Origin of the sequence: Halobacillus sp. BAB-2008 (assembly GCF_000328325.1) — a bacterium.
Classification (GTDB): domain Bacteria; phylum Bacillota; class Bacilli; order Bacillales; family Halobacillaceae; genus Halobacillus.
Genome location: NZ_ANPF01000049.1, coordinates 1 through 26900 on the forward strand (window position 1 = coordinate 1; position 26900 = coordinate 26900).

General features: G+C 37.6%; 28 protein-coding genes. 1 reads left to right on the forward strand and 27 read right to left on the reverse strand.

Features of this window, described 5'->3' with window-relative positions:
- The 26 genes from D479_RS11405 to D479_RS11530 all read right to left on the reverse strand — a co-directional run.
- Positions 1-744 (reverse strand): restriction endonuclease (locus tag D479_RS11405; protein WP_008637110.1); only part of this gene is annotated, 744 nt, incomplete at its 3' end.
- A 275-nt stretch (positions 745-1019) separates the two neighbouring features.
- Positions 1020-3617, reverse strand: a complete 2598-nt coding sequence (locus D479_RS11410; RefSeq protein ID WP_008637111.1) for a DEAD/DEAH box helicase family protein — start codon at positions 3615-3617, stop codon at positions 1020-1022.
- Positions 3617-5494 carry a site-specific DNA-methyltransferase gene (locus D479_RS11415; RefSeq protein ID WP_008637120.1) on the reverse strand — a complete coding sequence of 626 codons (1878 nt, stop codon included), beginning with the start codon at positions 5492-5494 and terminating at the stop codon, positions 3617-3619. Before D479_RS11415 ends, D479_RS11410 begins: the two co-directional genes overlap by 1 nt.
- A gap of 181 nt (positions 5495-5675) precedes the next feature.
- On the reverse strand, positions 5676-6602 hold the full coding sequence (locus D479_RS11420) for a toprim domain-containing protein (protein ID WP_008637121.1): 927 nt from the start codon (positions 6600-6602) through the stop codon (positions 5676-5678).
- Between the two features lie 58 nt (positions 6603-6660).
- Positions 6661-8154 carry an ImmA/IrrE family metallo-endopeptidase gene (locus D479_RS11425; protein WP_008637122.1) on the reverse strand — a complete coding sequence of 498 codons (1494 nt, stop codon included), beginning with the start codon at positions 8152-8154 and terminating at the stop codon, positions 6661-6663.
- Positions 8141-8422, reverse strand: a complete 282-nt coding sequence (locus tag D479_RS11430; RefSeq protein WP_008637123.1) for a hypothetical protein — start codon at positions 8420-8422, stop codon at positions 8141-8143. Before D479_RS11430 ends, D479_RS11425 begins: the two co-directional genes overlap by 14 nt.
- Before the next feature lie 40 nt (positions 8423-8462).
- On the reverse strand, positions 8463-8891 hold the full coding sequence (locus tag D479_RS11435; protein WP_008637124.1) for a hypothetical protein: 429 nt from the start codon (positions 8889-8891) through the stop codon (positions 8463-8465).
- Between the two features lie 10 nt (positions 8892-8901).
- Positions 8902-10065: a MobP2 family relaxase gene (mobP2, locus tag D479_RS11440; RefSeq protein WP_008637125.1), complete on the reverse strand. Its 1164-nt coding sequence runs from the start codon at positions 10063-10065 to the stop codon at positions 8902-8904.
- On the reverse strand, positions 10062-10319 hold the full coding sequence (locus tag D479_RS11445) for a hypothetical protein (protein ID WP_008637126.1): 258 nt from the start codon (positions 10317-10319) through the stop codon (positions 10062-10064). The genes mobP2 and D479_RS11445 overlap by 4 nt, the downstream gene beginning before the upstream one ends.
- Before the next feature lie 248 nt (positions 10320-10567).
- Positions 10568-11434 (reverse strand): hypothetical protein, encoded by an 867-nt coding sequence (locus D479_RS11450; RefSeq protein ID WP_008637127.1) that lies wholly within the window; start codon positions 11432-11434, stop codon positions 10568-10570.
- Positions 11431-12009, reverse strand: coding sequence for a hypothetical protein (locus D479_RS11455; protein WP_008637136.1), 579 nt, complete (start codon positions 12007-12009; stop codon positions 11431-11433). The genes D479_RS11450 and D479_RS11455 overlap by 4 nt, the downstream gene beginning before the upstream one ends.
- 14 nt (positions 12010-12023) lie before the next feature.
- Complete coding sequence (locus D479_RS11460) at positions 12024-13124, reverse strand: lysozyme family protein (protein WP_008637137.1); 1101 nt, start codon at positions 13122-13124, stop codon at positions 12024-12026.
- A 2-nt stretch (positions 13125-13126) separates the two neighbouring features.
- Positions 13127-15049 carry a DUF87 domain-containing protein gene (locus D479_RS11465; protein WP_008637138.1) on the reverse strand — a complete coding sequence of 641 codons (1923 nt, stop codon included), beginning with the start codon at positions 15047-15049 and terminating at the stop codon, positions 13127-13129.
- 3 nt (positions 15050-15052) lie between these two features.
- The gene (locus D479_RS11470) at positions 15053-15712 is read right to left on the reverse strand and encodes a hypothetical protein (RefSeq protein ID WP_008637139.1); all 660 of its coding nucleotides are present in this window, start codon (positions 15710-15712) and stop codon (positions 15053-15055) included.
- Positions 15709-16038, reverse strand: a complete 330-nt coding sequence (locus D479_RS11475) for a DUF5592 family protein (protein WP_008637140.1) — start codon at positions 16036-16038, stop codon at positions 15709-15711. The genes D479_RS11470 and D479_RS11475 overlap by 4 nt, the downstream gene beginning before the upstream one ends.
- A 35-nt stretch (positions 16039-16073) precedes the next feature.
- Positions 16074-17975, reverse strand: coding sequence for a pLS20_p028 family conjugation system transmembrane protein (locus tag D479_RS11480; protein WP_008637141.1), 1902 nt, complete (start codon positions 17973-17975; stop codon positions 16074-16076).
- 30 nt (positions 17976-18005) lie between these two features.
- Complete coding sequence (locus D479_RS11485) at positions 18006-20495, reverse strand: VirD4-like conjugal transfer protein, CD1115 family (RefSeq protein WP_008637142.1); 2490 nt, start codon at positions 20493-20495, stop codon at positions 18006-18008.
- 13 nt (positions 20496-20508) lie between these two features.
- Positions 20509-21618 (reverse strand): hypothetical protein, encoded by a 1110-nt coding sequence (locus D479_RS11490; RefSeq protein WP_008637144.1) that lies wholly within the window; start codon positions 21616-21618, stop codon positions 20509-20511.
- 14 nt (positions 21619-21632) lie between these two features.
- The gene (locus D479_RS11495; protein WP_008637146.1) at positions 21633-21896 is read right to left on the reverse strand and encodes a hypothetical protein; all 264 of its coding nucleotides are present in this window, start codon (positions 21894-21896) and stop codon (positions 21633-21635) included.
- Positions 21897-21911: 15 nt separating this feature from the next.
- Positions 21912-22106, reverse strand: coding sequence for a hypothetical protein (locus D479_RS11500; RefSeq protein WP_008637147.1), 195 nt, complete (start codon positions 22104-22106; stop codon positions 21912-21914).
- 66 nt (positions 22107-22172) lie between these two features.
- Entirely contained in the window at positions 22173-22613 is a 441-nt protein-coding gene (locus D479_RS11505) for a hypothetical protein (protein WP_008637148.1), read from the reverse strand.
- A gap of 419 nt (positions 22614-23032) precedes the next feature.
- The gene (locus tag D479_RS11510; RefSeq protein WP_241210927.1) at positions 23033-23266 is read right to left on the reverse strand and encodes a hypothetical protein; all 234 of its coding nucleotides are present in this window, start codon (positions 23264-23266) and stop codon (positions 23033-23035) included.
- Positions 23267-23283: 17 nt separating this feature from the next.
- Entirely contained in the window at positions 23284-24303 is a 1020-nt protein-coding gene (locus D479_RS11515; protein ID WP_008637151.1) for a DnaD domain protein, read from the reverse strand.
- Positions 24304-24314: 11 nt separating this feature from the next.
- A complete protein-coding gene (locus D479_RS11520; protein ID WP_008637153.1) occupies positions 24315-24806 on the reverse strand; it encodes a helix-turn-helix transcriptional regulator in 492 nt (163 codons plus the stop codon).
- 98 nt (positions 24807-24904) lie between these two features.
- Complete coding sequence (locus tag D479_RS11525; protein ID WP_008637156.1) at positions 24905-25228, reverse strand: hypothetical protein; 324 nt, start codon at positions 25226-25228, stop codon at positions 24905-24907.
- Positions 25229-25459 carry a helix-turn-helix transcriptional regulator gene (locus D479_RS11530; RefSeq protein WP_008637157.1) on the reverse strand — a complete coding sequence of 77 codons (231 nt, stop codon included), beginning with the start codon at positions 25457-25459 and terminating at the stop codon, positions 25229-25231.
- A gap of 191 nt (positions 25460-25650) precedes the next feature.
- Between D479_RS11530 and D479_RS19940 the strand changes: the two genes are divergently transcribed.
- On the forward strand, positions 25651-25983 hold the full coding sequence (locus tag D479_RS19940; protein WP_008637160.1) for a helix-turn-helix transcriptional regulator: 333 nt from the start codon (positions 25651-25653) through the stop codon (positions 25981-25983).
- Positions 25984-26382: 399 nt separating this feature from the next.
- On the opposite strand, the gene D479_RS11540 is transcribed toward D479_RS19940, so the two are convergent.
- Positions 26383-26694 carry a hypothetical protein gene (locus D479_RS11540; protein WP_008637165.1) on the reverse strand — a complete coding sequence of 104 codons (312 nt, stop codon included), beginning with the start codon at positions 26692-26694 and terminating at the stop codon, positions 26383-26385.
- Positions 26695-26900: the final 206 nt, after the last annotated feature.

Below are 26900 nucleotides of genomic sequence, written 5' to 3' on the forward strand. Positions count from 1 at the left end.
CCATACTCTTGCGTCTATTCCTCCGTCGTCATTTCTTCCTTCACCGATTTCCACTTTATAACCTTGTCTCTCAAAGAATTCACAAGTTAGACCTTCAAACTTTCTCCAATGTATATTCCCTAAGGAATCAAAGTTTTTATCTAGGTAGTCTATATACCTCTGATCTAAGAACTTACCATATAAAGTTTCTAAAGATTCGTCCTTAAACAATCCTTTAAGTTCTTTAGTATCTTTCCATTTTATTCTTCTTATTTTATTCCAAGGATTTCTATGATTATCAGATATATGACCCTCTATTATATCTTGAGCTACAATCAATCCACTCAATCCATACTTTTCCTTGGCTTTAATTATAACTGGGCTTGGGTCTATCGTGTTTTTTTTCAATACTTTCGGTGCTTCAGTAGAGCTTTTTAATAGTTCAATAAATTCTCTGAATAATTCCTCAAATATATACAATAATTCTTCATTACCTTTGTACTTGTGAAATAATCTTATACTAGATGGAGCTATACTAGGTGTTTGAATGTTTCCAACTTCATATAAACTATGAGCAATTATTTCTTCAAACTCTTCCGACCGTATACGTAGCATTCCATTATTTTCTCCATGCCAATAATTATGGTATTCTTTTGGGATAATATCATCGAACTCTTCTTTGGTTAATCCCAGCCCCGATTTGTAACCTACTACATCTCCAGTTCTTGCAACTAAGTCTCCTCTTTTGACCCAAATAGCCCCCATTAAAACACTCCTTATTTAATTTAAATAACAAAATTAAAAATTTCTATTGTCCATTCAATTACCATTGTTGGACTTTTCATTAGCAGATCTTTAATTTTCTTCTTATACCCTCAAACAAACCCTAATTACATGATTCGACACAGCACACTGTAAACCTTCCGGATATTTACAAATAAAAAACACGCTCAAATCCTACTGGATTCAAGCGTGTTCTCTATGGAAGACTATCTTTATGATAAAAAGGCGTCTCTTATTACACCTTTCCTAAGAATTATTTATCTTCCCTCTAATAGCTTTTCTTTAAAATCATCACGAAAAGCTGCCTTTTGCTCACTACTATTTGAGTAAAATTTTATGCCAATTAAACGCACATTATCGTTTTCTGATAACACTTGGACTATATCTCTTTTATTTAACTCTTCTAAAAAATTTTGTTTCCATCTGTCTTTTTCTATCAAGTGTCCTCCTTTAGGCTCTAAAAAGACTTGATAGGTTACTTCATCATCTTGTAGGTATAGTAGAAAGTCTGGCATAAATCCTCGAACCCCATCAATCTCAACTATCTTAATGGAACGCTCATTACGAATGAGGAATACGTTCTTATACGTCTCTTTTAATTCTTCAACGTAACTTTGAACAAAGTCAATCATGTCGTCCTCCAATTGGTTTACAATTGCTTTATCATAAACGAACCAATCTTTTCCTCGCATTGATCTAGGTTCTTTAATTTCAGAAACATCACTCACTCCACGATTAACTTTATTGATTTCTAAATAATAGTCATCAATTAATTTTGAAAAAGCAACTCCTTCAAATACGGGAGTCCCTCGCTCTTTCATATAATTATTTCTAATCTTCTTTTCAGCATACTTCAAAAAACTCTCTACAGCATTTAATTTTTCAATGGGGCTAAGATCAGTTAGTTCTATGCCCGATGGTAAAATGAAGTAAATAGTAAGCTGTCCCAAAAACGAATCTTTTTCAATAAACTCTCTTATACTATTGATTGAAGGTACATAATTCTTTAGATTACGGAAGTGAAAAAAAGGATTTCGTTGTAAGGCTTTTCGAATGAATCTTTTTTCCGGTTTCCACTGGTATTCCTTTGTAGTTGAGACTGATCCCTCTAATAAAGATTTATCTATTTTTTGCTCTACCGCAACTTCCAACGGAACTTCAAAATTAGTTGATACTTGATACTTTGATAGATTGTCATAATCGGTAATCGACGTTGGTACTAGGCGGTTAATATAAATCTTGCCATGTTTATAAATATGATGATTTTTGAAATTAGTCTTTAACTTAGCTACAACAGGTTCTGCTTCTGCTTCTTTTACTGTAATCTGTGCTTCTCTAAGTGATTTTTCTAAGCTTTTTAGATAAGCACTGTCATTAATCGTATGATAATGTAAGGTTTCAATAGCTTTTAATGGACTGGGATAATCATCAAAGCGACGTTTATCCTCCACTTTGTCTTTATACAAAAACGGATAATATCTTGCCCCACGACCAATTAGCTGTGCTTCACTATCGGTTGCTTTTTTTGTATCTGAGGAACCTTCACTTATTCTTACTATGTCATATAGATTTAAGACATCCCATCCCTCATTAAGCTTAGCTACTGCGAAAATTGCCCGGACAGGGTTATTAGCTTCTTCTAAAGTATTAAGTAATGAAGCATTGCCTTCAGATAACAAGCTAGTTTGACTAGAGTCATTCATATTAGGTGTAGTAGTTTCAGTAAAGTCGAATTTCAAATCAAAAACTATTTTGTTTGAATCAAGTGTTTTGAAATAACGGAATGCTTTCCCCCAGATGTTTTTTTCATTTTGATAGGTCTCTATACCTTTTTTTATCAAGTTTTCCAATGTATCAGAAGTCATACTCCGTATCATTTGAAGCAACCGCTCATTAGCTTTTTTCGAGATATCAACTTTATTAGATTTAAATAAAATAATGGGCTTAATATCAATACCATATTCTTTCGCTATATATTTTCTATACTGGCTTAATAATACAGCATGGAGCATTTTTACATCGTCATTCTCTGTTGCTCGTAACAACATAACATTTTTAGAATATCCATCTTTCATAAATTTCTTTAGATCGTATTGAAATACAATTTTCGATCGGTATTTATTAAAAATATTATCATCTGTCAAGGTAACTGTCGCTGTGTACTCTAGTAGACGATTTTTATTTCTCAAAGCTAACAGTCTTTCAATTGTCTTTTCCCAAGTCTTTGCTTCAGCTTCTGCAACCGTCATTTTTCCTTTCTTTCTTGTTGAAGCATTAATATGGTGTGCTTCGTCAGCTAATAAGACAATATCCATTTCCTCAAGTGATTGATATGTCATAGAATTTTCTCTTGGCTCTGTTAAATCTAGATGGAGCTTTTGAATAGTGCTTACTTTTAAATAAATAGTGTTAGGGGCCGGTGTTGAAGGAAATATATCAACGAGTACGATCTCTATTCTACGATTATCAATGATAATTCCTTCTTTTCGAAATAAATACTTTGGGGACTTTTCGTTAGTTAAATTGTCTATAGTTTTCTTCACAATCCCGTCTGTATTAACAAAAAAGAGAAAGTTTTGGTAACCGTGTTCCTTAAACATATATAGAATAGACGAAGCAAGGATAAGAGTTTTTCCGGACCCTGTAGCCATATGGAACAATAGATGATTAAAATGCTCATCAGCTTTAGGGTTCTGCTGAGTAAAAATAAGATTCTCTATTGCTGCAGTTTGATAATCACGCATTCCATGACTAAGATTTTCGGTAATATAACCAGGAACTTCTGGTCTTTGACTGAAAAGAGTGTACTGTTCTTCGATTTGCTTAGCTAATATTTCTTGTTTGTCTGGCGTCATTACTCTTGGCCACCTTCTTCATAAAACGATTGATTAAAAGCTTTGGTTCTTTCATCAATCTTAAATTCTTCATCCTCAATTTCAGAGTAATTGATATAAAGAAGATTATGATCAATCACATCTATTAAAGTTTGTTTTTTCTCTTCAAGTGTTAAAGACTGGAAGGAAGTGTCTTCGGTTTTAAGTTTATCAAGTTCAACTTTAAAGTTAAGTAAAGCCTTCTCTTTTATTCTCTCTATAAGATTGATAAATTCGGTTTCTGATTTAATGCTCTTTGCTTCATCAACAAAATTAATATTTAAGGGGGATAATTCGGCATATATAAAACTACCTCCCCCTTTCCATTCAACCAACTCAGATATACCGCCCTGTTCACCTTCAATAACTTTCTGCAATCTCTTTATAATAAATTCATCTATATAATCCATTTGTTCCACCCCAATGAATTGCCTTTTCATTTTCATCGCAACTGCCTGGGTTGTAGCAGATCCCATAACGAAATCCATAACTAAATCGCCATCATTAGTAGAAATATCTATAATGTACTTTATTAAAAGCTCGGGCTTTGGCGTGGAAAACAAGCTGGTCACTGGTACATCTGGAAACAATCGTTTAAGTTCATATTTTGCTTTTCGAGTGTGTCCAGTTACTTCAAGATTTGTCCATAAAGTTGAAGGTGGTAGTCCTTCCATATCTTTCAAATAAGTCCTTCTGATCACTCTAGTCTCATCATCAGAGAACCTCAGTTCTCCTGTTTCAAACTTCTCATCCATTGTTTTTTTCGACCATCTCCAACCGTTAGCAGGGTGTGTAATGACATTACCATTTGGAGTAGTTATATTGAACTGAAGATTAGGTCTAAGTGCTGGATTATTTACAGGATTACCATCAAACCAAGGCCCGTCAGGATCATTATCAGGGTTTTTAAAGTGTTTCCTTTTTTCAGGATCATTCAAGAAATTTGGCTTCCAATTTGGGGACTTTGAATATACCAATATATAGTTATGGTCCTCTGAAAAAGTCAGAGCATTATTATTACTGTTGTCAGAATGTCTCCAAACTATTGTATTCACAAAACATTCTCTTCCAAAAACCTCGTCACATAACACTTTAAAATAATGAAGCTCTACATCATCTAAAGTAATCCATATTGAACCATCGTCAGATAGTAGTTCTCTAGCTACCTCTAAACGATTTTTCATAAAGGTTAACCAAGTAGAATGATTAAATTTATCATTGTACTTAAAGCTGTCTCCGCCTGTATTATAAGGTGGATCTATGTAAATTAACTTTGTTTTCCCCGCATATCTCTGCTTTAAAGAATGGAGAGCAATTAAGTTGTTACCTTTAACAATAAAATTATCTTCTTCAGATATACCATTTATGTTATGCTCACCATTTTCATCGTACTTTTTCACATTAGAAAACACCTTTGGAGCTAACAGAGTATCTATTTCATCTCTCGCAATAATATTATGGTAATAAATTTCTTTTTTACCTTGATCTTCTTTTGTCATCCCACCTTCAAGGACTCCATCTTTATGTGGAAAGTCTAAAACGACATCACCATTGTATTTTAGATATTTATTTTCACTGGTCAGTCCAATTTCATTGGAGTACTTGGTATAGCTGTCTGCCCAAAAGGTCTTTGATCTTAACATCTCGATAAATTCATCCATTTTGAAAACATAATGATTTTTAATTGGAACACCGTACACCTCACGCACCATATCGTTTTCAAGTAATGCTTCAATTAAACCTTGTTTATAAGAACGCAGGTCATCAATAATTTTATTTCTTAAAAGGAGTTCCCCTTCAAAATATTGATTAAATGGAGTTAACGCCTCTTCCACTGCTCTTAATAATGTCGTTTTCATTAAATTACTCTCCCTTGTATTTCTACATAATTTCTGTTCACTGTAATGATTCAACTTTATTTAATAACTTTTATTTTTACCCTAAAGTGGGATATACATGTACTCTAATTGTACCCAAACTTCCTTCACTTTTAAATGTAATTAAGCTAGCTTTTGTGTACTAGATTAGAAAATTTATTTATTATGTGAACCTTTCCTTTTTATTTATATTCATTTCTTTCAACACTTCTCTATGCAAGCTCGCATTCCAATCTTTATTAGTTGGCAAATCAATTTTAGATACTTCTTTACTCATTAAACCGTGATACTTATTAGCAAACTCCCTTCCCGCCTTATCATTATCCGTACAGAAAGTTATCTGATTCACCTTATGACCTTCCTTGCCCATCCGTTTAATTTCATCAATCATAGTTTGACGCTTAAGCCCAGACATGGAAACTAACCGAGTGTTTTGCAGCTTTTCTTTCTTTATACTCCAATAAGACAATGCATCAATCGGGCTTTCAAAAAGGTAAATAGAGTTAGGTTTACCAATATCAACGGAGAACCCAGCCGAACCATGACTGTTCCTATCAATCCCTTTAAACATTCGCCCGTCTTTCATTGGAGAAGTCCCTTGCCGATCAGCTCCTACAATTTCCCCTTGCTGTTTCCACTTAAAGACTACATTCCCGAGCTTGTCCTGTACGATTAAATCTTTTTTATCAAGCCAATCAACAATCTTAGGATGAATCTTCCGCTCTTTCGTAAGATAACCTTTAGCTTTTGTCCTATCATTTACTTCATAATGAGAAGGATAATGATAAGGCTCTTTAGGACTTTGCTCTTGGAGGTTGTCTTTTACTTTATACCCTTGTGCATTCAAATCGAGGACAGCCTCCGGAAAGCTCATGCCATAAAACATTTTGGCAAAGTTAATGACTCCAGCTCCTTTTTCATCTCTAGAGTTCCAGGCATACATTTGGTTTTTAATCACTAGGCTGTCATGTACTTGATGTCGATAGTACCTTCCCTCCCTTTTCAGTGGTTCTCCTTTACGTTCAAGATAATCTATGAGATCCACATTCCGAGCAACTTCCACTTGGTCCGCGCTTACATGTTTGGCCATGCAGCACTTCCTCCTCTCTAAAATTAGATATAAAAAAGACAGGGAGAAAACTCCCTGTCTACCGTTCAACCTCTTCTTTTTCTTTTTGATTTTCCTTCTGCTGAAAAGCCTTCTTATCTTCATTTCCATTCTTCATTTCCGAAGGGGTGCTTTCTTTTTCTTTCTCTCCATGAAATTCTCGATCCAGCTTACTTTCGATTTGAGATAGACGTTGCTTTCCACGATCTGTTAAAGGTAGCTCTTTTAATTCTTGAAGAGATTCCTTTTTAATTTGGTACACCTCTTCTTTACTGTGAGTCTCTTGAAAAGCACGCATCTGATTCAAACGTTCTTGTCGGTCATTGTTTTCTTCTTTGTCCAACTCTTTTCCGACTCTTGGTTCAATAAAGTTCATGAGCTCCTTTTTGTAATCGTCTTTGAAATCTTGATGAGAATATTCGTCATCGGCCTTTTCTTCCTTACCAAACGGCCCGTTATCCTTTTCAGCCTTGCTCATCTGGCTTCTGTACATCTTTCGAAGCTTTTCTGAAGGTAATATCTCTCTTTCTTGTTTCTCTTCTTCCATTTCATGTTTTTGTTCTTTAAAACTCATATCTTTCTCCCCTTCCTTTTCTTGACCCATGGATTCTTCAATGGTTGTAATAAATTCTTTAGCTGTTGACTGAACCTCTTGTAATAAGCTTTCATGGTCTTTAAATTCATGATCCTTGGTCCAGTGATGCAGATAGTCTAATGAGTAGTCACTGGTATCAATATTGAAATAAGAAGCAACCGTATAAGCTGTCATTTCCGCTTGAAATTCTTTCTCCGGTTTGGTGTAGTCATTCATATTTTCCTTCGTATGAAGCTTGGCGTGAGTCAATTCATGCAAGAGAGTCTTTGTGTCCTGGCGTTCCGAATTACGTGGATTAAGCGCTACTTCTCCTAGCCCGGTATAACTCACTCCTTTGGCTGCTCCTAACTCTTCATAAGGCTCCACAATTTGAATATTGTTTTTATCAGCTATAGCCTTCATTCCTTCTCGAAGCTGACTGTAGTTTTCAATCTCCCCATCGATCCATTTGTTAGGAAAGATTTGAGGCAGATCTTTTTGAGTGGCGTTTGTCTGCGAAACATCGAAAACACTTCCAGTAGTATAAACAAGACGGCCATCTCGTTTATCGAGTTGACCGTCTTTGACTTGTTGCTTTTGTGTTTTCGTCGCATATTTCAAAGGTTTCCATTCGCCTTCTTCATCTTGAAACTGTTTGCCTAACCGATTAGGGACGAGAACCTTTAAACTTTTCTCTCCTTTGTTTACCGAAAAACCTTTGTCTTTCCAGAAGGCGTAAGACCCTACAGCTTCTGCTCCTGGAAACTGTGAATCAATCAAGGCCGTATTACGTGGAGAATACCGGTGAAACTTTCCCATAAAATCTAGATACTCCTTCATTTGTTCAGGAGAATGAAAGTGATTCGTAATACTCTTTTCCATCCCCTCTGTCAGTCGATTAATCTCCTCTTTAACCTTTTCCGGTGATTTCTGTTTATAGGATCGTTTAGTCTTCGCCATGATCATCAGCTCCCTCACTAATGTTCATGAGTTCTTCCATTTCTTCCTCATTGTAATTGGGTTCTGTATTTAATATTAGTTCCTTTGTTTTCTTATGAAAGGGAATGAGTAGGTTCTCTTGATTCATTAAATGCTGCTCAAGATCTTCCATTTCTTCGTCTTTCAACGTTAAGGTATATTCCTCCTGTCCCACGTCCATCACGAGCTCATTATTTTCACCTAAACGCTTAAACACGCCTACTTCATAATTGCTATTAAACAAAAGCATCTCCTCACTCCTTTGTGAACTAATTCCTCATTTATAACCCTCAGCTAGATGCTCGTTGAGCCTCTGTATCACTTATTCTCTTTTGACGCTGATGACTGATTCTTTCTTCGACTGCTTCTCTCGCATCCCTCATCGCTTGGCTCTCAAAGATTGGGGTTGTAACACAATTTTCTAAGTTTTGATCCATCGCAAAACCGTTCATTAATTCCAGAAGGACTTGTGTATTTTTATCGCTTCGATTGGCTGCTAACCGCAACCGTTTCATCTCTTCAGAAAACACGTCTTGGAATCGTTGAGCCATCAAACTCATGAGATATTCTTGTGATTGTTCCTTCGCATTCTGTGATTCCCATTCCTCCATCATACGGTCTAAGGCTTCGCCAGGATAACGGATATGATGTTGTTCCTGATACTCTTTAATTAATGCTATCGTCTCTTCATGAAGCGTGACATTTTGACGTCGTCTCATCCTTGTAACCCTACCTTCCTCTATCGATTTCTCGTTCCAACTTCTGATGATCCAAATCATTAATAAACTGATCATAGGTTTGTCCCATCGAACGCTGAATGCTTCTTAAGGAACGTTGCAATTGAATTCCTGACGTCATGGACTTATAAGGGGCATTTGTATTGGATATTTGTCTAGGATACTGCTGGTAATCGTACCGTTTCATTTCTTGTAAGAACGCATTGCCCATTCGTTTATAGAGATCATTCAACTTGTTTTGTTTGTAATGCTGATATCGCTTCTTATCCTTAGGTCCATCACCATAGGCTCGTTTTAATTCGTTGACTTCTTGATCCAATTTATCATGCAGCTGGTTCATATCTTTGGCGTGATACTTATCTAAATACCTCGTCGTTAGTTCATCAATCTTCGGTCGAATAGGATTCAGCGTTTGATAGCCATAGTGCCACTGTCTCTTATCCTTAGGCAAGTGATTATACACATCGAGGAACAGAGGTTTTATTTCTCTATTGCTCCATTTCATGCTGCTATTCTCTTTCTTTTCATTCACCATATGGTCACGGATCAACGAGTTAATTTGATTTCGTTCTTGTGTTCGATCTAACAATCCATTCACGACTTCACCTTTCATCGCGTCTAGAGTTTTCGGCTTTCGCTTTCCACGGTCACGAGTCGGGTTTGGTTCGACTGTAGCCACATGAATATGAATGTTATCGGTGTTATAGTGAATAGCCGCCGACCATACAGCACTCTCTTGTAATCCCTCCTTTTTCATCATCGACTGCATGGATTTTCGTGTCACTTGCTTCAAAGCGTCTTCATCTAAAGTGTGTGTGTTTGAATCATAAACGCCTCGGTTTTGAAGCCAATCATTATCAAATGTAATGACATCTTGCCACATGATACTGTTCTTTTTTTGAGCCTGTTCAAACAATGATTTAATACCCTGTTTTCCTTCCACTGATAAATGGTCTGATTGCTGAGTAAATAAAGCTGATGTTTTATCTGGATCGTCCATGTAGTGATTATATAAACTAAACATGGACCGATGAGCATCCCCCTTTCCTTTCGCTTCTTCACGGTCCACGTATTGCACATAATCTTGAAACTCTTTCTTATTCGCTGTCACGAATTTTGTTTTTAAAACCACTCCAGGCGTTACGGTTTCACTCATGCTTCTTCACCTGGTTCTTCAATCTGCAAGAGGTCATTCATTTCTCGAATCGCTGTATAACAATGAGCCATCGTTTGTATGTTTCGATCGACTAATTGCTGGAGTCTTTGTTCACGATTATTCTCTTCTTTAAAAACAGCTAACTGATGCAACTGAGCATGTAAAAACTCTTGCCGACTTAACTTTTTTTCTTCCGCAAGTTCGTCAATTCGTTGAACAGTTTTCGGATCCATATACCGAATTCTTACTTCCATTACAATCACTCCTTTTGATAAAGACACAAATACTAGTGAATAAAGAGAAGAGCATAAGGGGTTTTTGTTCCCACTTGGCGTGTGAATCCCGGCAGAGCCGGGCAAAACGAGGGAACAAGAATTCCTCCAGATGTGCGGTCGCTGTGTTGCTCAAACAGGACCATTCATTCTTGAATTCACCATGATGTGTGGTCCCTGCACCGGAGGTGTGTAGACCCTGTGTTGGCCTCCAGCGAAATCTCTGCCCCTTATTCGTTTGATAACATCTCCCGTTTTTCTTTTAACATCTTAATCTTTTCCTTAATGGTTTGAATGGCCAATTCATGTTCTGCTGCCTCTTGATTGATCTGCTCTTTTTCATTTTCCAGATGATGAATTCGAGCCTCTGTTTGCTTTTTCTCTTCCTCTGTTTCGTATAGGAGCTCTGATTCTAATTCAACGGTTTTTTGATCAATTTCTTCGATCCGTTCATCACTGGATTGGATACGTTTCTTCTTCTCTTTCCTTGTTTCTTTCGCCTCTTCGATCTCTTCAGATACAGCAGCCACTTCATACATTTGCTCTGTTAAAATGCTTAATTGCTTGTTCATTTCCACTTCACGCTGATCGGTATAAATCCGTGCCAGCTCTTTCTTTTCCTCACCCCCTTTCAGGGAATCTTGTGCATTCCTTTTCGTTAAAAGCGTATTGGTATTTTCCTTGTTTACATCTAAGGCCATAACATCAAAGGATGGACTTACCTGTTGGATGCTAATGACATATCTGCTTTCATCGTTATACTCTATATGTGTCGGTAGATCACGTTTGGGATGCTCTTTTTCCTGAGCCGTGAAGCTTAACTTTTCATCTAATAAAGTGGTTGATTTATTCAGGTTTAAGGTAACAACCATGAGCTTTTCCGTTGGATTATAAACCCAGTTCTTAATGGTCAGTTCGCCTGATCCTTGTAAGTTTAGAGTTTCATTGACAGGCGTTTGCTGAACTTTGCTCTGCTCTTCATCACCAAAGATAAAACCAGAAAACCAGAAAAAAAGAAGCGCCATAGCCATGACGCTTAATCCCATAAGATATTTTTTTGAGGTCCCTTCCGTGATGTGTTTCGTTTGTTTTTTCATGAATAGCCTCCCTCTTCTACGTCTTGGAAATCTGTTACCTTCCACTGCCCTTCTTCCCTATGAACTTTTATATGGAGAAACACGGGAGACACCTGTTTTTGATCACTCTGCAAAGAAAAAAGCGTGTGTCTAAATTGAACGAACACGCTTGCTTGATTGTTTGTGAGATTACCTGTTTTGATATATATTTCTATTTCCTCTACTTCCGTTTTCCTGTCTCCTTTATAGGTATCTGTAGGAAAGAAGGTTGCAGCTAAATCGTTGCTCATCACCTCTTTGGCTTTCTCTTTCCTTTCTTGATAGGTCTCTTTATCCTGTTGAAAGGATACCTCTATAAACGTAGAAACCTGCTTCACTAAAGCGTTATATCTCGCTTGAATGTCCGCAGGTTTCTGTTTTTGTAACGTCTTCTTTAATTCCTTTTTTCCTTCCATAATCGATTCGTTTTTCTCTTCTAATTGTTGCAATTCCTTCTGTAGATCGTCATTCGCTATCGTTTGTATGGCATAGATATTCACGGAGGTGAGAACGATTAACAGACCGACAAACAAGCCAAAAAGAACATGCTTTTTCATCACTAACCTCCTTTTTAAAGTCCAAGATAAGGCGCAGGATCCACGTCCGAACGATACTGGTTTTTGGTCATGACTTCGAAATGAAGATGGGGGCCTGTAGAGTTTCCTGTCGTACCACACTTGCCTACTTCTGAACCTTTTTGGATCATCTCTCCGTTTTGTACACTTATCGCATACAAATGAGCATAGTGACTATAAAGTCCCTCTTCATGTTTCACGAGAACGTTATTTCCGTAACCAGAATTTTTTCTTACCACCTCTACCACTTGGCCGTTATCGACGCTTTGAATAGGCGTTACGGCATTCGTACAGGCAAAGTCAATTCCTCTATGCATATCCGGCGTTCCATCAAAGGGATCAGAGCGCATACCGTAATCGGATGTTTGGGTAAGAGCCCCTTCAATGGGCATCACCCACTCTCCCGTTGGTTGTAAATCGGCTTCAATAATTCCGCCTTTAAGGTAACTTAAAACAGCCTCTACATAACCAATATCGCCATAACAAGCACCCGTTTCTGCCGACTCCGGTCGAATGCATGAATACATGCCTGTGTGTTTCAATTCCTGGTATTTCATTCTTGAGAATTCAATGGCTAACTCTTTGCTGTACTCCCCATTGTTGTGTTCGTTTGCGTAGTCAATAAAGCCTCCACCGAAGTTATAAGCTTGAAGGGTTAGCTTAATATCTCCTCCGGCTTTTTCCAGCATCTCCGAAAAGTATCGGATCCCAACCTTGATACTTCTTTCGGGATCCTCAATCGTATTTGGAGGTAAACCAAGAGACTCACTCGCTTGCATCACATCATCTACACGTCCACCCGATTCCTGCATCGTTTTGGCCAAGAGAAGCTCCACGTACTTGGACACTCCATACTGTTCGGCATATTCTTCAAATAGAGGCCGATACTCTTCTAATGTAGGGGAAACTTGCGCTGTACCATTCACTACGTCCACGGACCTCACATCCTCACTAGAGGAAGACTTTTGATAACCAATCACTCCTGTGATGATGGATGCATACAAGAGCATTTGTAGAAGGAAAAGAGCTACCAGAATACCAATCAACCATAGCCATACTTTCCGAGGAACTAACCCAAGGAGAAGGGACCAAGGCATCCTTAAGCACCTCCTCCAAACAACGCTAACTCTTCGTCCGATACCTCCACCTTGAAGCGAATGTTTTCCACTGCACGAATGCTTAACATCGTCTCCCCTGTTTGTAGGTAAGGGATATCTTTTAATTCACTCTGGCTCAATTGCCCCATGAAAATTTGCTGCATCATCTCTAAGTTGTTACTATCCTGCTGCATAATAATTTTGTATTGGGTCAGTTCAAAAAGCTTCTTGATCTCCTCTACCATACTTTGATCCGAACCCTCAGGAACAAAATCGCGAATCGTATGGCTTGCATAGAGAAGAGCACCAAAATACTTCCTGGCTTCTCGGCTAAACTTGGTTAGAAAATCGAGAGCACTCTCACTCTTCTTCTTTGTGTTAATGATATGGTGAGCTTCATCCATTAAAATGAGATATCGTACAGCATCTTCAAAAGCTAATTCTCCTCGATTATAAGCATCAAACTGAGGAGAACCATTCGTTAGCATGGAGTCCCATAAAAGATTGAGAACGTTAAACAATTGCGCTTGGAAAACCTCGGCCCTCATTTGAGATAGACCCCTCAGGGTAAATGTAACGACCTGTTGCTCATCAAAGTGTTCGATGGTTGATACGCCATTGAATAGATGCGCGTAAGTCTCTACAAGGTTACGAATGTTTAACTCGATACTCTCCAGACGTCGTTTCCTTTCCTGACTCAACTTCTCCCTTTGTTTTCCTTCCTTGATATTTTCATAGAGTTGTTCTTCGATAAAGGTAAGAAAATCGGTAAAGATCGGGTACTCATGAACCGACAATTCGGTGATATTTGATTTTGAATCATCGTTCCATAAGCCAAGATTTTCATAGAGCTTTCTTAATAGATTTTCATATTCTTTCAATTCACTATCATTGGCTTCAGGGGCTAAGAATTTATAGAATGTCGTTAACTTGGATAAGTGCTGAGTAAAGGAGGTATATTCATCTTCTGCCGTTTGATATACCTGTAAAGGGTTGATGACCCCATCTGACCCATCAAGCGCAATCTGTTTTCCGCCTAATGCTTCCGTTAACTCTACAAATTCTCCGGTCACATCAAACGTCCGAACCTTATAGCCTTTGATCGCGTTATCCAGCATAATTTTCTTAAGCGTGGTGGACTTTCCTGCTCCCATCGCACCGACCATGACTCCGTTATAACTCTTACGTTGCTGATCTCTATGAAAGAGATCAAAGACCACATTTCCTCCTGTCAATGTCGTCCCGTAGAAGGTACCAAAAGGATCGTTTAAGCTAGTAAAATGAAAAGGAAAGCCACCAGCTAACCCTAATGCGGGTATCGGATGACCTTCCCTCTTGTTTCGATAAGTGGATTGTTCGGTATAATTCGTGAGTAGCGATTTCCATTCGAATTCCTGTTCGTTTAAGAAAATAGATCCCCTGAAATTCTCGTCCTGTAATGTCGATAAGACGACTTTCACTTTATCTTCCAGCTCTTCTCTCGTTGGCGCACTTACATAATGTCTTAGGTGAACACGTTTGATAATTTCTCCTTCCTCAGAGACCTGGTTGTATAGCTCCCTCAAATCATCGTAGTTATTTTGCGCCTCTATAATGCCAGCATTATCTTTTTCGTTAATCATTCGGGAACTTTGTTCAGCCATCCCTTTGTTTAAACCATCCCGGACTTTGTAACGATCGTCCGAGACAATATCCATTGTTGTAATGACGTTTTCCATATTGAAAATAGGTTCTAACCAAAAGTCCGAAACATTTTTAGGGAAGGCATACACATGGACACAAACTTCATAACCATCCCCCTTACGAATAAAGGATTCTTGGAACTTAATCCCTCCTTGTGGTTGGATATGGGCAAGCAAGAAAGGATTGTAGCCTTTTTCTTGAGTATCTTCGGTATCACTTTTCTGTTTTAGAAATGAGAACAATGCTTAACCCCTCTTTTCTAATTTGGAATTTTGATTATAAAACTTATAGAGCAAATCGAGCTTCTTTTCATCCGTTAACTCCATAATCGGAGCGACTCGCCCGAGATAGCGCCGACAATTGTTTCTGTATTCAGCAAGCTGTTTAAGGCTAGTTGCATAAATAAATAGATAAAACTCTCTATTCGTCCGGTAGGCCTCTAAAAACTGAAGTTCCTCTCGTTTTCGAATTAAAAAGCGCTCATAGAGAGGCGCTTTGTTTTGAGCAATCTTGTAATTAATCGCATCGAGTTGCTTTTTCATATTAACCGGAAAATTCATGGACACGATCTTGATATCTGGTGCATAAGATTGAAAGAACTTGGCCATCTTCATGATGTCGTATTCGGTTTCCTGGGTAGATGGAGAATAAATATCTTTACTCTGCAGCTGCATCACGTCCATATAGCCCATTTCCCCCTGTAGATGAAAGGATCCTTCCTCAGTCATGTCCTGAATGGGAAGAATCTCCGCTATGGTTGGAATGGCCACCTCTCTTTTTTTCTTATTAGCTTTCAAACTTATTTGTTTCTTCTTTTTCTCAGCAGTTTTTCGTTCATCAAAAAGAGCCATTTTTTCGGGACTGTTTTCTTTGAAGGAAGGGTGGTGTTTCTTCTTATTTTTCATGTAAAGTCCTCCCCTCGTAACTCTTCATCTTTTGAATACTCGTTTTCTTTTTTATCGATGGCACAATAAGTCATTCGGTCTCTTGTGACAGCTAAGAACAAGGCTTTCGCCATACGCAGTTTTGGGTTCGTTTTGGGTCGGATCAACCAAGCAACCATTAATAAGACCCAAAAGATTGCATACCACCAAACGAATGAAGAATGAACCACATATCGGAAGGTAAAGCCTATGCCTCCCAGGATGAGGACCACAAGTAAGTCTGTAAGGTAAAATAGACGGTTGATCTTTAACTCACTTCCTATTTCCGATGGAATTTTGTATTGCAATAAAACCCCTCCTTTACAAAAAAACGAGGGCTGATTTATTCCTCAGGCCCGCGTTTTTTCATTTTATTTATCCAGTTTTCCGTCGTATTTCGAGATAAGTTATACGTCCTTTTTGCATTTTGAACCTTAAGATTATTATTGAATCTCTCACCCAATCGATCTTTCATATATCCTCCAATGGTTCGTTGCTCTGTCCTATATTGATTTGGCATAGGAATATCCTCTGTACTTTCTGGCGTTTTCACATCTGATGCTTCTGGTTTTGGGCTTGATGCTATTTGATCTATCCTCTCCTTAGGTTCGTTATCCTCGTCCCCTAAACGCCCCCTTCCTGCTTCACTACTACCTATATCTTCCTTTTGTTTTTTATATTTCTTAGGTTGAGTAGATATAGGTTGCTCATTGCTTTGGTTAGAAGATGGTGCGTCCAACCCTCCTGAGGGATCTTCTTTTGTAGTGTTCATAGAGGTCCCTTTCTGAGAAGAAGGATGGGACTGACCCTTAGTTTCATAGGTGGATGAACGACTTCCTGCCTCTGGACTTCTGGTTTCTTTTCCTCCCAACGAACCTTTTTGTCCTTCCTGATTGGATGTCATTGGACTTGGCTCTTGTTTTTTCTGGTTTCCTTGACTTCTATTTCCTTGGGTTGATGAAGGATCACTTTTTTCATTTGTCTTAGAATTTCCCTCACCTTTGCGCCCATAGATACCAGCGACCGCACCAGCTGTCCCGGCACCTGTATTCATTAGGGCTGATGTTCCACCGCTTGTAATAGCTCCTGCAGCTTTCTTCATCGGAGGGCCGAGAGTTTTAGAGGCTAGGTAACCACCCATCGCAACATGCCAAGCATTTTTCAATCCAGCATCAATGCCAAAGAGCTTCTGTACAATATTAGGTCCATCAATGACGGCTAAACTTCCGGCGATCAAAGCAATCAAGTACCCAAGTCCTTCAAGGTTATTATCTATAAAGGTTGTGTAATACATATACACACGTAAACTTAAGAAAATCATGATAAGAGAAGCAAAAATACTTCCAATATTCTTAATGATCGCTTTCAAGCGCTGGCCCGTGGAAATATCCGCATAGGCCATAATTAAGGCCACGATATGATTAAAGCCAAGCTCAAAACAGAGCTTGGCCACTTTAATGGATATTAATATCATGGTAAAAGCCATAACCGAAAGGGTTACAATAGCCGTAAACCAATCTACATGCCACCGGTAATAATTTTCTGGAAGGAAATCAAACAGACCACTTTTTCCTAACTCAACAAGTCCTTCTTCACCATTTGATTCTAATCCTACTTTGTTCATTACAATTTTTTGGCCTTTATTCGATAGGCTGTCCCCATTGGATTTTTCAAAGCTATCGTCAATCGTTTCATTAATAGATATTTTATCAATTGAGGATGGACTTACGTGATGTTGTTCTTCTATATCCGGATTTGTCCAGTCGGATTCATCATAAACAGAAATATCTGTAATATAGTCTTCCATTACTCGATCAGAGGTAGTAAAAGAATTGGTCTGGACCTTTGCTACATCCATGGCATCGCCAGTAAAGTCATTCATTTTCCCCATTCCAAATGACAATAGAGTAATCGTCATGATGGAGATAAATAGGTTCATGGGTACATCAGATCGATTCTTTTCTTTATTAAAAACTAATCGAAAGCCAATCATTCCCAATGAAATGGCTAACAGAATATAAAGAACAGGCTGGATGGTTTCGAGAAAGTTAATCACAGGATCGCTCGAAAAGAAATCCGTTAAGATTAAAACCTTATCGACCATGCCTTCTAGGCCATCGACAATCATTTTCAAGAATAGGATCGTTCCCCACCCCATGATCCTTAACCCAGAGGTGAAAATATTATTAGTCGATAAGACGTCCGAAAACCTTAACAATATCTCTAACAACTCTTCATCGGACATTCCATCACCACCTTAAAGATTTTTCCCTTTTCATTCTTGCACCACGGGTGATTCCTGTTCTTCAATTAACTTATCTACTTGTTTGCGTATGTGACTATACACTTGGCGGTTAATTTCTTCATGATCGCCCAGAAGCTTTAAGTTATAAAGAAAAGCTTCCATAGGTTCCTCATTCATTTCTTCTTCACTGTGTTCTAAAAGAGGCGCAATTTGCTGTTGAATCAGAGCAAGGGTACTCTTATCAAAGAAATCTCCGACTTTTTCCTTCTGCCACCATTCCGTTGATGGTTCTGAATTACTGAATGGCCCACTTTGCGGGAGACTTTCTATATTTTCTTCTACCTCGCCTGTCTTTTGTTTATTAGATTCGCCCATTTGGAAATCGATCACTAAGTCTGATGGATGAACATGGCGGTGCGGAGTCAAAATCTCTTCTTCCGTAATCGACCGCCCTGGGCGAAATTCTGAACTGAGATACGTATGAGCATATTTCATACTGTACTTCCCTGTATTATAGATAGGAAAGGCACGAATCTTTCGTCCTCTCTTATCACGACGTAATAATACACGACGTACGACCGTATCTCCTTCCTCTAATTCCTGTAGTTCATTGGCCGTTAGAAGATCTCTTCCTTCCGTACTTTCCGTTTTCGACTTATCCAGGGAAAAAGTAGATCCAGACCGAGTTTGTGTATTCAATGTTTTCTTTCCTAACTTAGAAGAAAAATAGGAAGCTGAATCATAGTCAGCGCTCAAAATATAAATTTCATTCCCACAGTTTCCACGAATGGTCGCTTGACCATCTTCTCCATACAAATCTTTTAATTGAGCATAGGATTGAACCACTAAGTGAAAACGAATGTTCCTTCCCAAACATACCGTGATTTTATTATCCATATCGGCTATCGCGGGCATATTACCAAACTCATCTAACATGAAAACCACTTCACGTAAGCATTTTTGTCCTTTGGCAATAGCTGCATTTTTGGATAGTACATAATACAATTGGCTAACGAAAATCGATGGAATAGCATGAGTTGAAGTATCATAATCGGGTGTAACCATAAACACAGCGATAGGCTTATTCGAGTACATAATTTCTTTTACTTCGATAGTGGGGCTCTCAGAAAGGTAAGTGAAGGAAACGTTGCCGTTTCCCTCATTTACTTTGTCAATCCGAATGGTGGAGCTATCCTTTTGCCCATCTTCATCTTCCGAAGAGACAGGTGTGGCTTCCTGAGACACAACTACCTGATCTCCGGCCGCTAATGAAGTATTAAAGTTAATGGTCCATGTCCCACTTTCTCCTGATTGATTGGTCTCGGTTGTTCCATCGGGAAAGAAAACCTTTATTCTGGAAAAAGGATGACCACGCCCCTTAATACTTTGACCGAAGCCCACTCTTTTTAAATCTAAAGAGTTTTTAGCTGTCATTTTAGCCGTTTCACTCATTGTAAATTTCGTCAATCCATTCATAGCTGTCGTAAAAATGCTAGATCGAGTATTCCCTTTGGAAAAATTACTCGTTGCATATTGACCTTTGGCTACATGGGATTGAGGTAACTCTTGGAAAAACTGATCCAATGCGTTATATTCTTGACCATCTTCCTCAACCTCATTTCTAGTTCCCAACTCGGAGAGCATATTAGCGACCGTGTACATTGTAATTTTTTCTTCTGTATCTTCCGTTATGCTCTTCTCCGTAATGGCAAGGATCATGGCATTCACAAGGGATTTAGCTGAATCATCCCACATAGGTTCTTTAGCATTCGGATTATGGTAAAGCATATGAGTGATAGTTTCACAAAGCGTCTGAGCTGTAGAATAATCGCCATCCTTATAGGATTGTTTAACCAACTCCAGCAAATTAAAGCTCATGCTTTGCATAGGATTCATTAAGTTTAATACCTCCACTTCATATCCTCTTTTCTCCAATGTCTCACGGCTAGAAGCGAATAACTCTCCTTTAGGGTCATTGATGACTAAAGAAGGTTGGTGTTCAGCGCGAGAGTAGGCATCGATGGTTGGAATCACATACGTTTGCCCCTTACCACTTCTTGTCGTACCAATGATTAAATTATTGACAGGAGATGGATCAATAAATGCTTTGTCCCCCTTTCTCGATAATACAGGACCACCTTGACCTTCATAAGATTGCTTTCGATCAGGAATAGCTTTGTACTGTTGTTGAATTTCTTTTCTTGTGGCAAATCTCTGAGAACCCTTTTCGTCCGTACCTACGGGTTTGAAGTTACTTCTAAGTTTGTAAATCATGTGAGCTATTCCGACAAAACCAATTAAAGCAGCTATTCCGTAGTAGAGTGATTGCTCCTTGAAATGAAAATCTGTCCAATACGACAATTTAAACTCTATGGGTTTACTGAATTCCGGGAAGGTCTTTAAGCTTTCCCACATGGCCTCTCCTAAATTCCATAGAAAAGTACTGACCAGAATCGTGGTTATAAAAAAACAGATGCTTAATACCATAAGCACCTGTTTCTTAGCAATGACTGATTTCAAATGAATCACCCTCTTATATACTGTTCTTTTGACTCTCCAGATCTTCTTGTTGTTCTTTAAGCGAATCGATTTTAGATTCATTTTGATCTTCTAACTTTTTCTCTGATTCTATTTGACTGTTGATCTTCGTCAACTGTTTCTCTATTTCTTGATACTCATTAATCTTTTTATTCAGTTTATCGTCATTCGCTTCACTGGCCATTCTTTTGGCATTTTCTAATTGCTCAAGTCTTAGATAGGCGATTCCCTTTTGTTTATACAATTTAGGAGACATCGGCATATCTCGAATATTTACCGCCTGTTTGTATTCTCCGTGATGAAAAGCTAATTTAAATTCACCTAAAGGACTCGGATAAGATTCATGAAAGGAACTCAATTCTTCCAGACCATGAACTTGCATGACTTGCGCAGCTAGAGACGAAGTATTTTCCTTTCCTACATACTGCAAAGCTCGATCATACTTTTTAAGGTCCACCAGAAAATGAAGCAATGTTTGGCGCTCCGATTCCGATAAATTTTCCATTCCTAATAATTGTTGAACAGCTTGTTCCTGCTCACCCGTCCAATACCCTTCGTAAGCTGTTTTTACATTCTCCATTTTTTCCATCTCTTGAGATGTGGCTTTTAGATCCCTGCCTTGATTGTTTAGGAGTATAAACAGAGTGATGGATGTAACGCTGGCTACCAATAACATGGTGCTGAGCACACTCACAAAAACTCTGCCACGCTTACCGAGCTGCTTCCAACTCGACTTTTGTCCTTCTTTCTCTTTCCACACTTCTGTCAGGTCTATTTGATAAGATGCTGGGGTGTGAGAAGTTAATTGTTGAAGAAAGACATCCCTTTTTGTTTTTTCATTTTTATTTTTCATAGGTAACTCTAAAAGCTTTTGACAAACATGGTCATAAATATTTGATGTTCCTTCTCCTCCCACTTCATAGGAGCCATTGTACAACTTATCTCCTTCTTCATTAAAAATCATAAAATCAAGTATCATTGGCTCAGCATTTTTCTTTTTTAATTTAGCATCCAAATCTGCGGTTAGCACGACAACTTCTTGAAAGGAGTAAGGGTGAAAGCTCGAAATTTCACCCTCCACTTTTGATGTGAATAATACCCTCATGGTCCTACACTCCTTTAAAAGATCACCTGACTGTCAATGTATTCAGCGATAGCCGTAGCTCCCATTAGAACGACAAGCCCAACAGCACCGCCAATAAACCAAACAATAGAGCTCTGACGACCTCTTACTCCACCCCAAATAAGGTGGTAGGCTCCGATGCCAAAAGCAATGGCAGCCGAAACAATACCTAATAGTTGCATGGCCGATAAAATTGAGGCCCCTGTCGATTGTAAATTACTAATGGCAGCAAGCATGGAATGATCTGCAAAGTATTTCATTAATATCTCTCCTCATTAAATATTTTTGTTCTTGTTTTCCTCACCCACCCCTTTGTAATGAAGCAATGACTTCATAACGACATCTTGGTTTTCTTGGATGTACTCTTGATGTTTTTCATGAAGCCACTCATTGTAAGAAATATCCTGGATGGTTAGCAGCGTCTGAACTAAGTCTTTGGATTGCTTAAGTTCACGATTGGTAACGCTCATTCCCATTCACCCCCTTTCAAGATTTTTGTCCATAAAAAAGAAGTGATCTATTAAAGATCACTTCCATTAAGATGAAGTATCGTTGATGAAATTTTGTATAGCTTGATCCCTATCCTCAAGGGTTTTGTATTTCTGTGTTTTTAAAGAGATACGATTCTGTAACTGTCCATCCTCATAATAACTTAGAGATTGGAACAATTCACTACCTTCCAAACCTATTTCATTCAGATCCATATCTCCGTCAACAATTTTTGGATTTTGCGCATTCAATTCTTTTACATTAATTTCTTCAATGTTCTCTTCTACAACCTCGATATATTCATCTCTCTTCTCTTCCTCCGAGGCATCTGTTAACAGAACATAAACTTTTTCACTATCTTGGATAGTTTCTTTCATGTCGCCTGGTGATAAAGACTCGACTTGACCTGTGGCTCCTTGTGACCCGCAACCAACTAGGATTAAAACTATAACAAATCCAGTCAAACCACCGATCCAACGCTTTGCCATCAGATCAATCTCCTCTCAAGTGATTTGTATAACGATTCTAACACCTACTTAAATATAAATCCATGATTTGGTAGATCATCTTAATGGTATAAAGATTGTTTTTGGCAAGATACAATCAACCCTATGCAGCATTCACTAATGATAATACTGTACTGCAAAGCACAACGTTTCTAGCATATACGAAGAACTTTATGTATCTAGGTCTTACTATTAAAAGTTTCATCAGTAGTCCCCTCACTTTAAATAGAAAAACCTTCGTTGATACAACGCTTATCCGGTCACTAGATGCGTTTCGAGTAACACGCACCCAACTCTCATCAACAGCTAGGAAAATTCTGTGACCTTTCTTTTCCCAGCATAGATATATAGTTTTCAAGGAGCTAAATGTGCTATTTAAGCACGTATTAAAATTGTTATCTTTACTTCACAGGTTTTAGTTCACTCATAGGGTTTTTACGTTTAGCAATGGTTCTAAATTGACCATCCTTTACCGTTCGAATTCGATAATAGATACTGGACAACTTTTCAGCATTACCAAGGCGATCCACCGCCCAAATGCCATGCACATTATACCTTTTTCCTTCAAAGGTTTTTACATTGTCAGCTTGTGAAGAAATATCATAATAGGCAAAATGCTTTTTATTGGATTTCAACTTACCACCTCCCATGTTTATGGCTCGCCTGCTCTAAGCTTTAATTGTTCTAATAAAACCTCTTTAGCTGAGCATTTACCTTCCTTAATAGAAGCTATTTCTTCTTCAGAAAGGTTATAACGATCATTAATAGAAGCAAGAATATTCTTCCTCGATCTTTTTAGCTTAATCGCTAACTCAATGGTTCGAGCTGTATCATCAATGCTAGGTTGTTTATTTATATCCCGCTTTTCTTGTTCTTCGCGGTCATTGAACCATTCAGGAATCACTTCCTTTTGAGAAGGGCTTTTAGTAGCTGGTCCATTTCTAATCTTTTTATTTTTATATTCAACTTCTTCTGCCTCTGCTTGTTCAATTGTTCGAATTCCTTTATTGCTCCAAGACTGAAGAATACTCTTCACATACCCCCACGTTGGTTTATTACGATCCAGAGACCGTCTCATGGCTTCCAAGATTAACTGTTCTCCAATGTCTTCACCCCAGCTCACTATTTCTTCTGAGATTTTAGGACGTATAGCACCAAAATTATTTTGGTAAAATTGAATGCTCTCACATTCCAATCGTTCAGAAGATGTTGTAGTAATGAATTCTTTTACATTCTTAACTTCTTTAAGTTCTCTACCATTCTTGTATGTGTCTTTCTGCTGTCTTTCTGATGGTGAATTGCTGTTATTTTGCTGGTTATCTGGTGTCGTTTTGTTGTCATAATCTTCCTCGTTTGATTGATAAATTGCCCAGTTATTAACGGTTATCACACTATATTTGTTGGTGGAGTCAATAGAAATCACTCCATCTTCTTCCAATATTTCAAAGTAGTCACGAACGGTGGATTCATTCATGCTTAATTCCAAAGCAGCTTTTTTTCGCCCAAATATAAATTGACCTGGTTTAAGAGTAACCTTTTGCCTCCCTACTCTCGATTCTGTATTTTTATGGCTTGCCTTCGTCAGACAATAAATGAACACTTTTAACAACTTCTCATTTTCGAAAATTTCACTATGAAGAATTTTACGATGCAGCTTTAACCACCCCTGCACAACCTCACCTCCTAATTTAATAATCTCTTAGAATATAAAGTTTGGTGATGATCCTCCCAAAGCTTTAGCCAATTGATTTCATATCTTTCACAAACAGTAGCTAAATACAGGGTAGAGAAATGAATAACACCAGTCATAATTTCAGCTGATTTCCGTATATCATGAAGCTTAATAGATTGCTTGTCGTGTAATTTTGCAGTTAAATTTACATTAGCTAATACATTAATAGCCTTCTGTAGTTCTTCCTCTAATAGAAGTTGTAAGACAAAATTATCCTCTTCTACCTCGGGTTCCTCTAAGCGAGAGATCCCCCACCCAACATATTCATTAACAGCTTCAAGTGCTAACCAAGGATTGTTATACTTCTCAATAAAATATTTAGTGGATACAGGAGGAACCTTCCGTTCTCCCCCTTCCTGTTTAGAGATATACTCTCTTGACTGAAACATATCTACAGCTAACTGTTGCTGGGTTTTATTTTTGTTTTTCCTTAAATCCCTCATTAACTGCGCTGTTTTACTTTTGTTAATAGTCTCCCCTCCTTACTTATTGATTTGTACCATTAATTGCTTTCTCAGAGGTATATACTATATTCATAGAGTCAAACAACACCAAAGTTTCTTTCCGGAGCAATATCATCAGATACTTCAACATGATTTCTAATCCACGTTATGACTAAATCCTTGGGATAAAGTGTCCGGCCACCTACATGAACTTTTGGAAAGTCCTGGCGCTTTAATATGTGAGCATCAAGAGATTGTACACTTACATTAAACACACGCTCAGCTAATTTTGTTCGATCAATTAAATAGGGTAATTCCATTTCTTTCTGAACATCTTCTTGTGCTTTTTTAGCAATATCATAAAAAATGTCATAGACCTTGTTATTAAAATCAGATTCGGGTTGCAGTTTAGCTTCAAACATCTACAACATCTCCTTATAAGTTTTTTGTTCCTTTAAGGAACATTGGTTTTCAAAAAAATTTGTCCACTTGAACTCTAGTGTAAAAGCTATGTCCTTCGCTGTTTCTACTGTAGGATTTTTAACTCCTGATTCAATATGAGTATAATAGCTTCTCGATATGTTTGATTTATTAGCTGTTTGTTCTTGCGTTAAATCCTTTTGAAGTCGAATCTCTTTTAACCACATCCTCAATTTATTCACCCCCCAAAGTTCCTTTAAGGAACATCTTACAATGTATTATAAGTTCCTTTAGGTAACATTGTCAACAATATCCATATAATTTCTTTACACTTTTTAGGAACTTTTCTTTAAGTTACTTTGAGAAACATTTATAATGGATACATCACACACTATAATATAGTGAAAAGCATGGTGGTATTAACATGAATTTTGCAGATAGGCTGAAAAAATGCCGACAAATCAAAAAAGAGGAAAATCCAAATTGGACTCAAGATTATATTGCGAGGCAAATTGGAGTAGCTCGAACAACTTACACAGCTTATGAAAGAGGAACTAAAATTCCTACTTTAGATACTGTGAACAAGATAGCTGACCTTTTCGATGTATCCACTGATTACCTTTTGGGCCGATCAGATATTTCAGATTATCAAGATAAAAGTAATGAATTTGATTCCATAAAAGAAGTGAATAAATTGATGGACCAATACGGAATCGAAGATGCAGCTTTTTTGATTTGGAAAAGTGGAAGTCCATGAGTCCAGAGCAGATAAGGGAATTGGAAAGTTACTTTCAATATTTAGTGAAAAAATCTAAAGAGCTTGAGGAAAAAGAAAATAAATAGCAGCAGGGAACTTCACTTGAAGAAGTCCCTGCTTTTTTGTTTAATCAAGATAAAGTATAAAAACCCCCCTTATTTCTCCTCTTCTTGAAAAGGAATAAGGGGGATTTTAATACTCATAATTTTTACTGATAATTGTATTTTTGTCTTAGGAAAAATAATTTTTCTGCAATTTCATTTATTTTTCCTCATATTACCTTTTCCCTTATTTGAGTTTCGAACCGAAAAATTCTTTAAAACTAAATAGCATTCCTTTTGTAAAACCTTCACTTTTTGCATCCATAATATCTTGTTTTCTCATTATTTCTTCAAGTTCTTAACACCATCTATTAATTCTTTCTTGATTATAATCAGCTTTAGATTCCTCTTTTTCTATTTGTAATATTAACGTTTCAGCCCTTTTATTTAAAATTTTTCTTTTATCATCTCTTACTAACTTTTGGGTTTCTTGATCTAATTCAATTTTCTTCTTAATAGCTTCTAATGCAATTGGTATAAAAGCTTTACCGGCTTCGACTGCAATCTCTTTCCCTACTGAACTTAAACTACTCCTTGTTCCAAGAACCTCAATGTCTTTTGAGTCTACTTTTATTCCATCTACTTTAGAAGGTGTGAATTTACTATTCAAATTGTATCTCCTCCAAATGAAAAATGAATTAACCTTTTAGCATTGTTTGTTTACCAGGGACTTCATTAATGTCCACTTTCTCAGTTCAACTTTTTCATAAAAAAGTGTTAATACTTCACCCATATCCTCAAGATAGCCTTCTTTTCTCAAACTCTTTTTAGAGATACTTTGTATAAATCATTTCTCTTCTAAGAATACTGCATTCT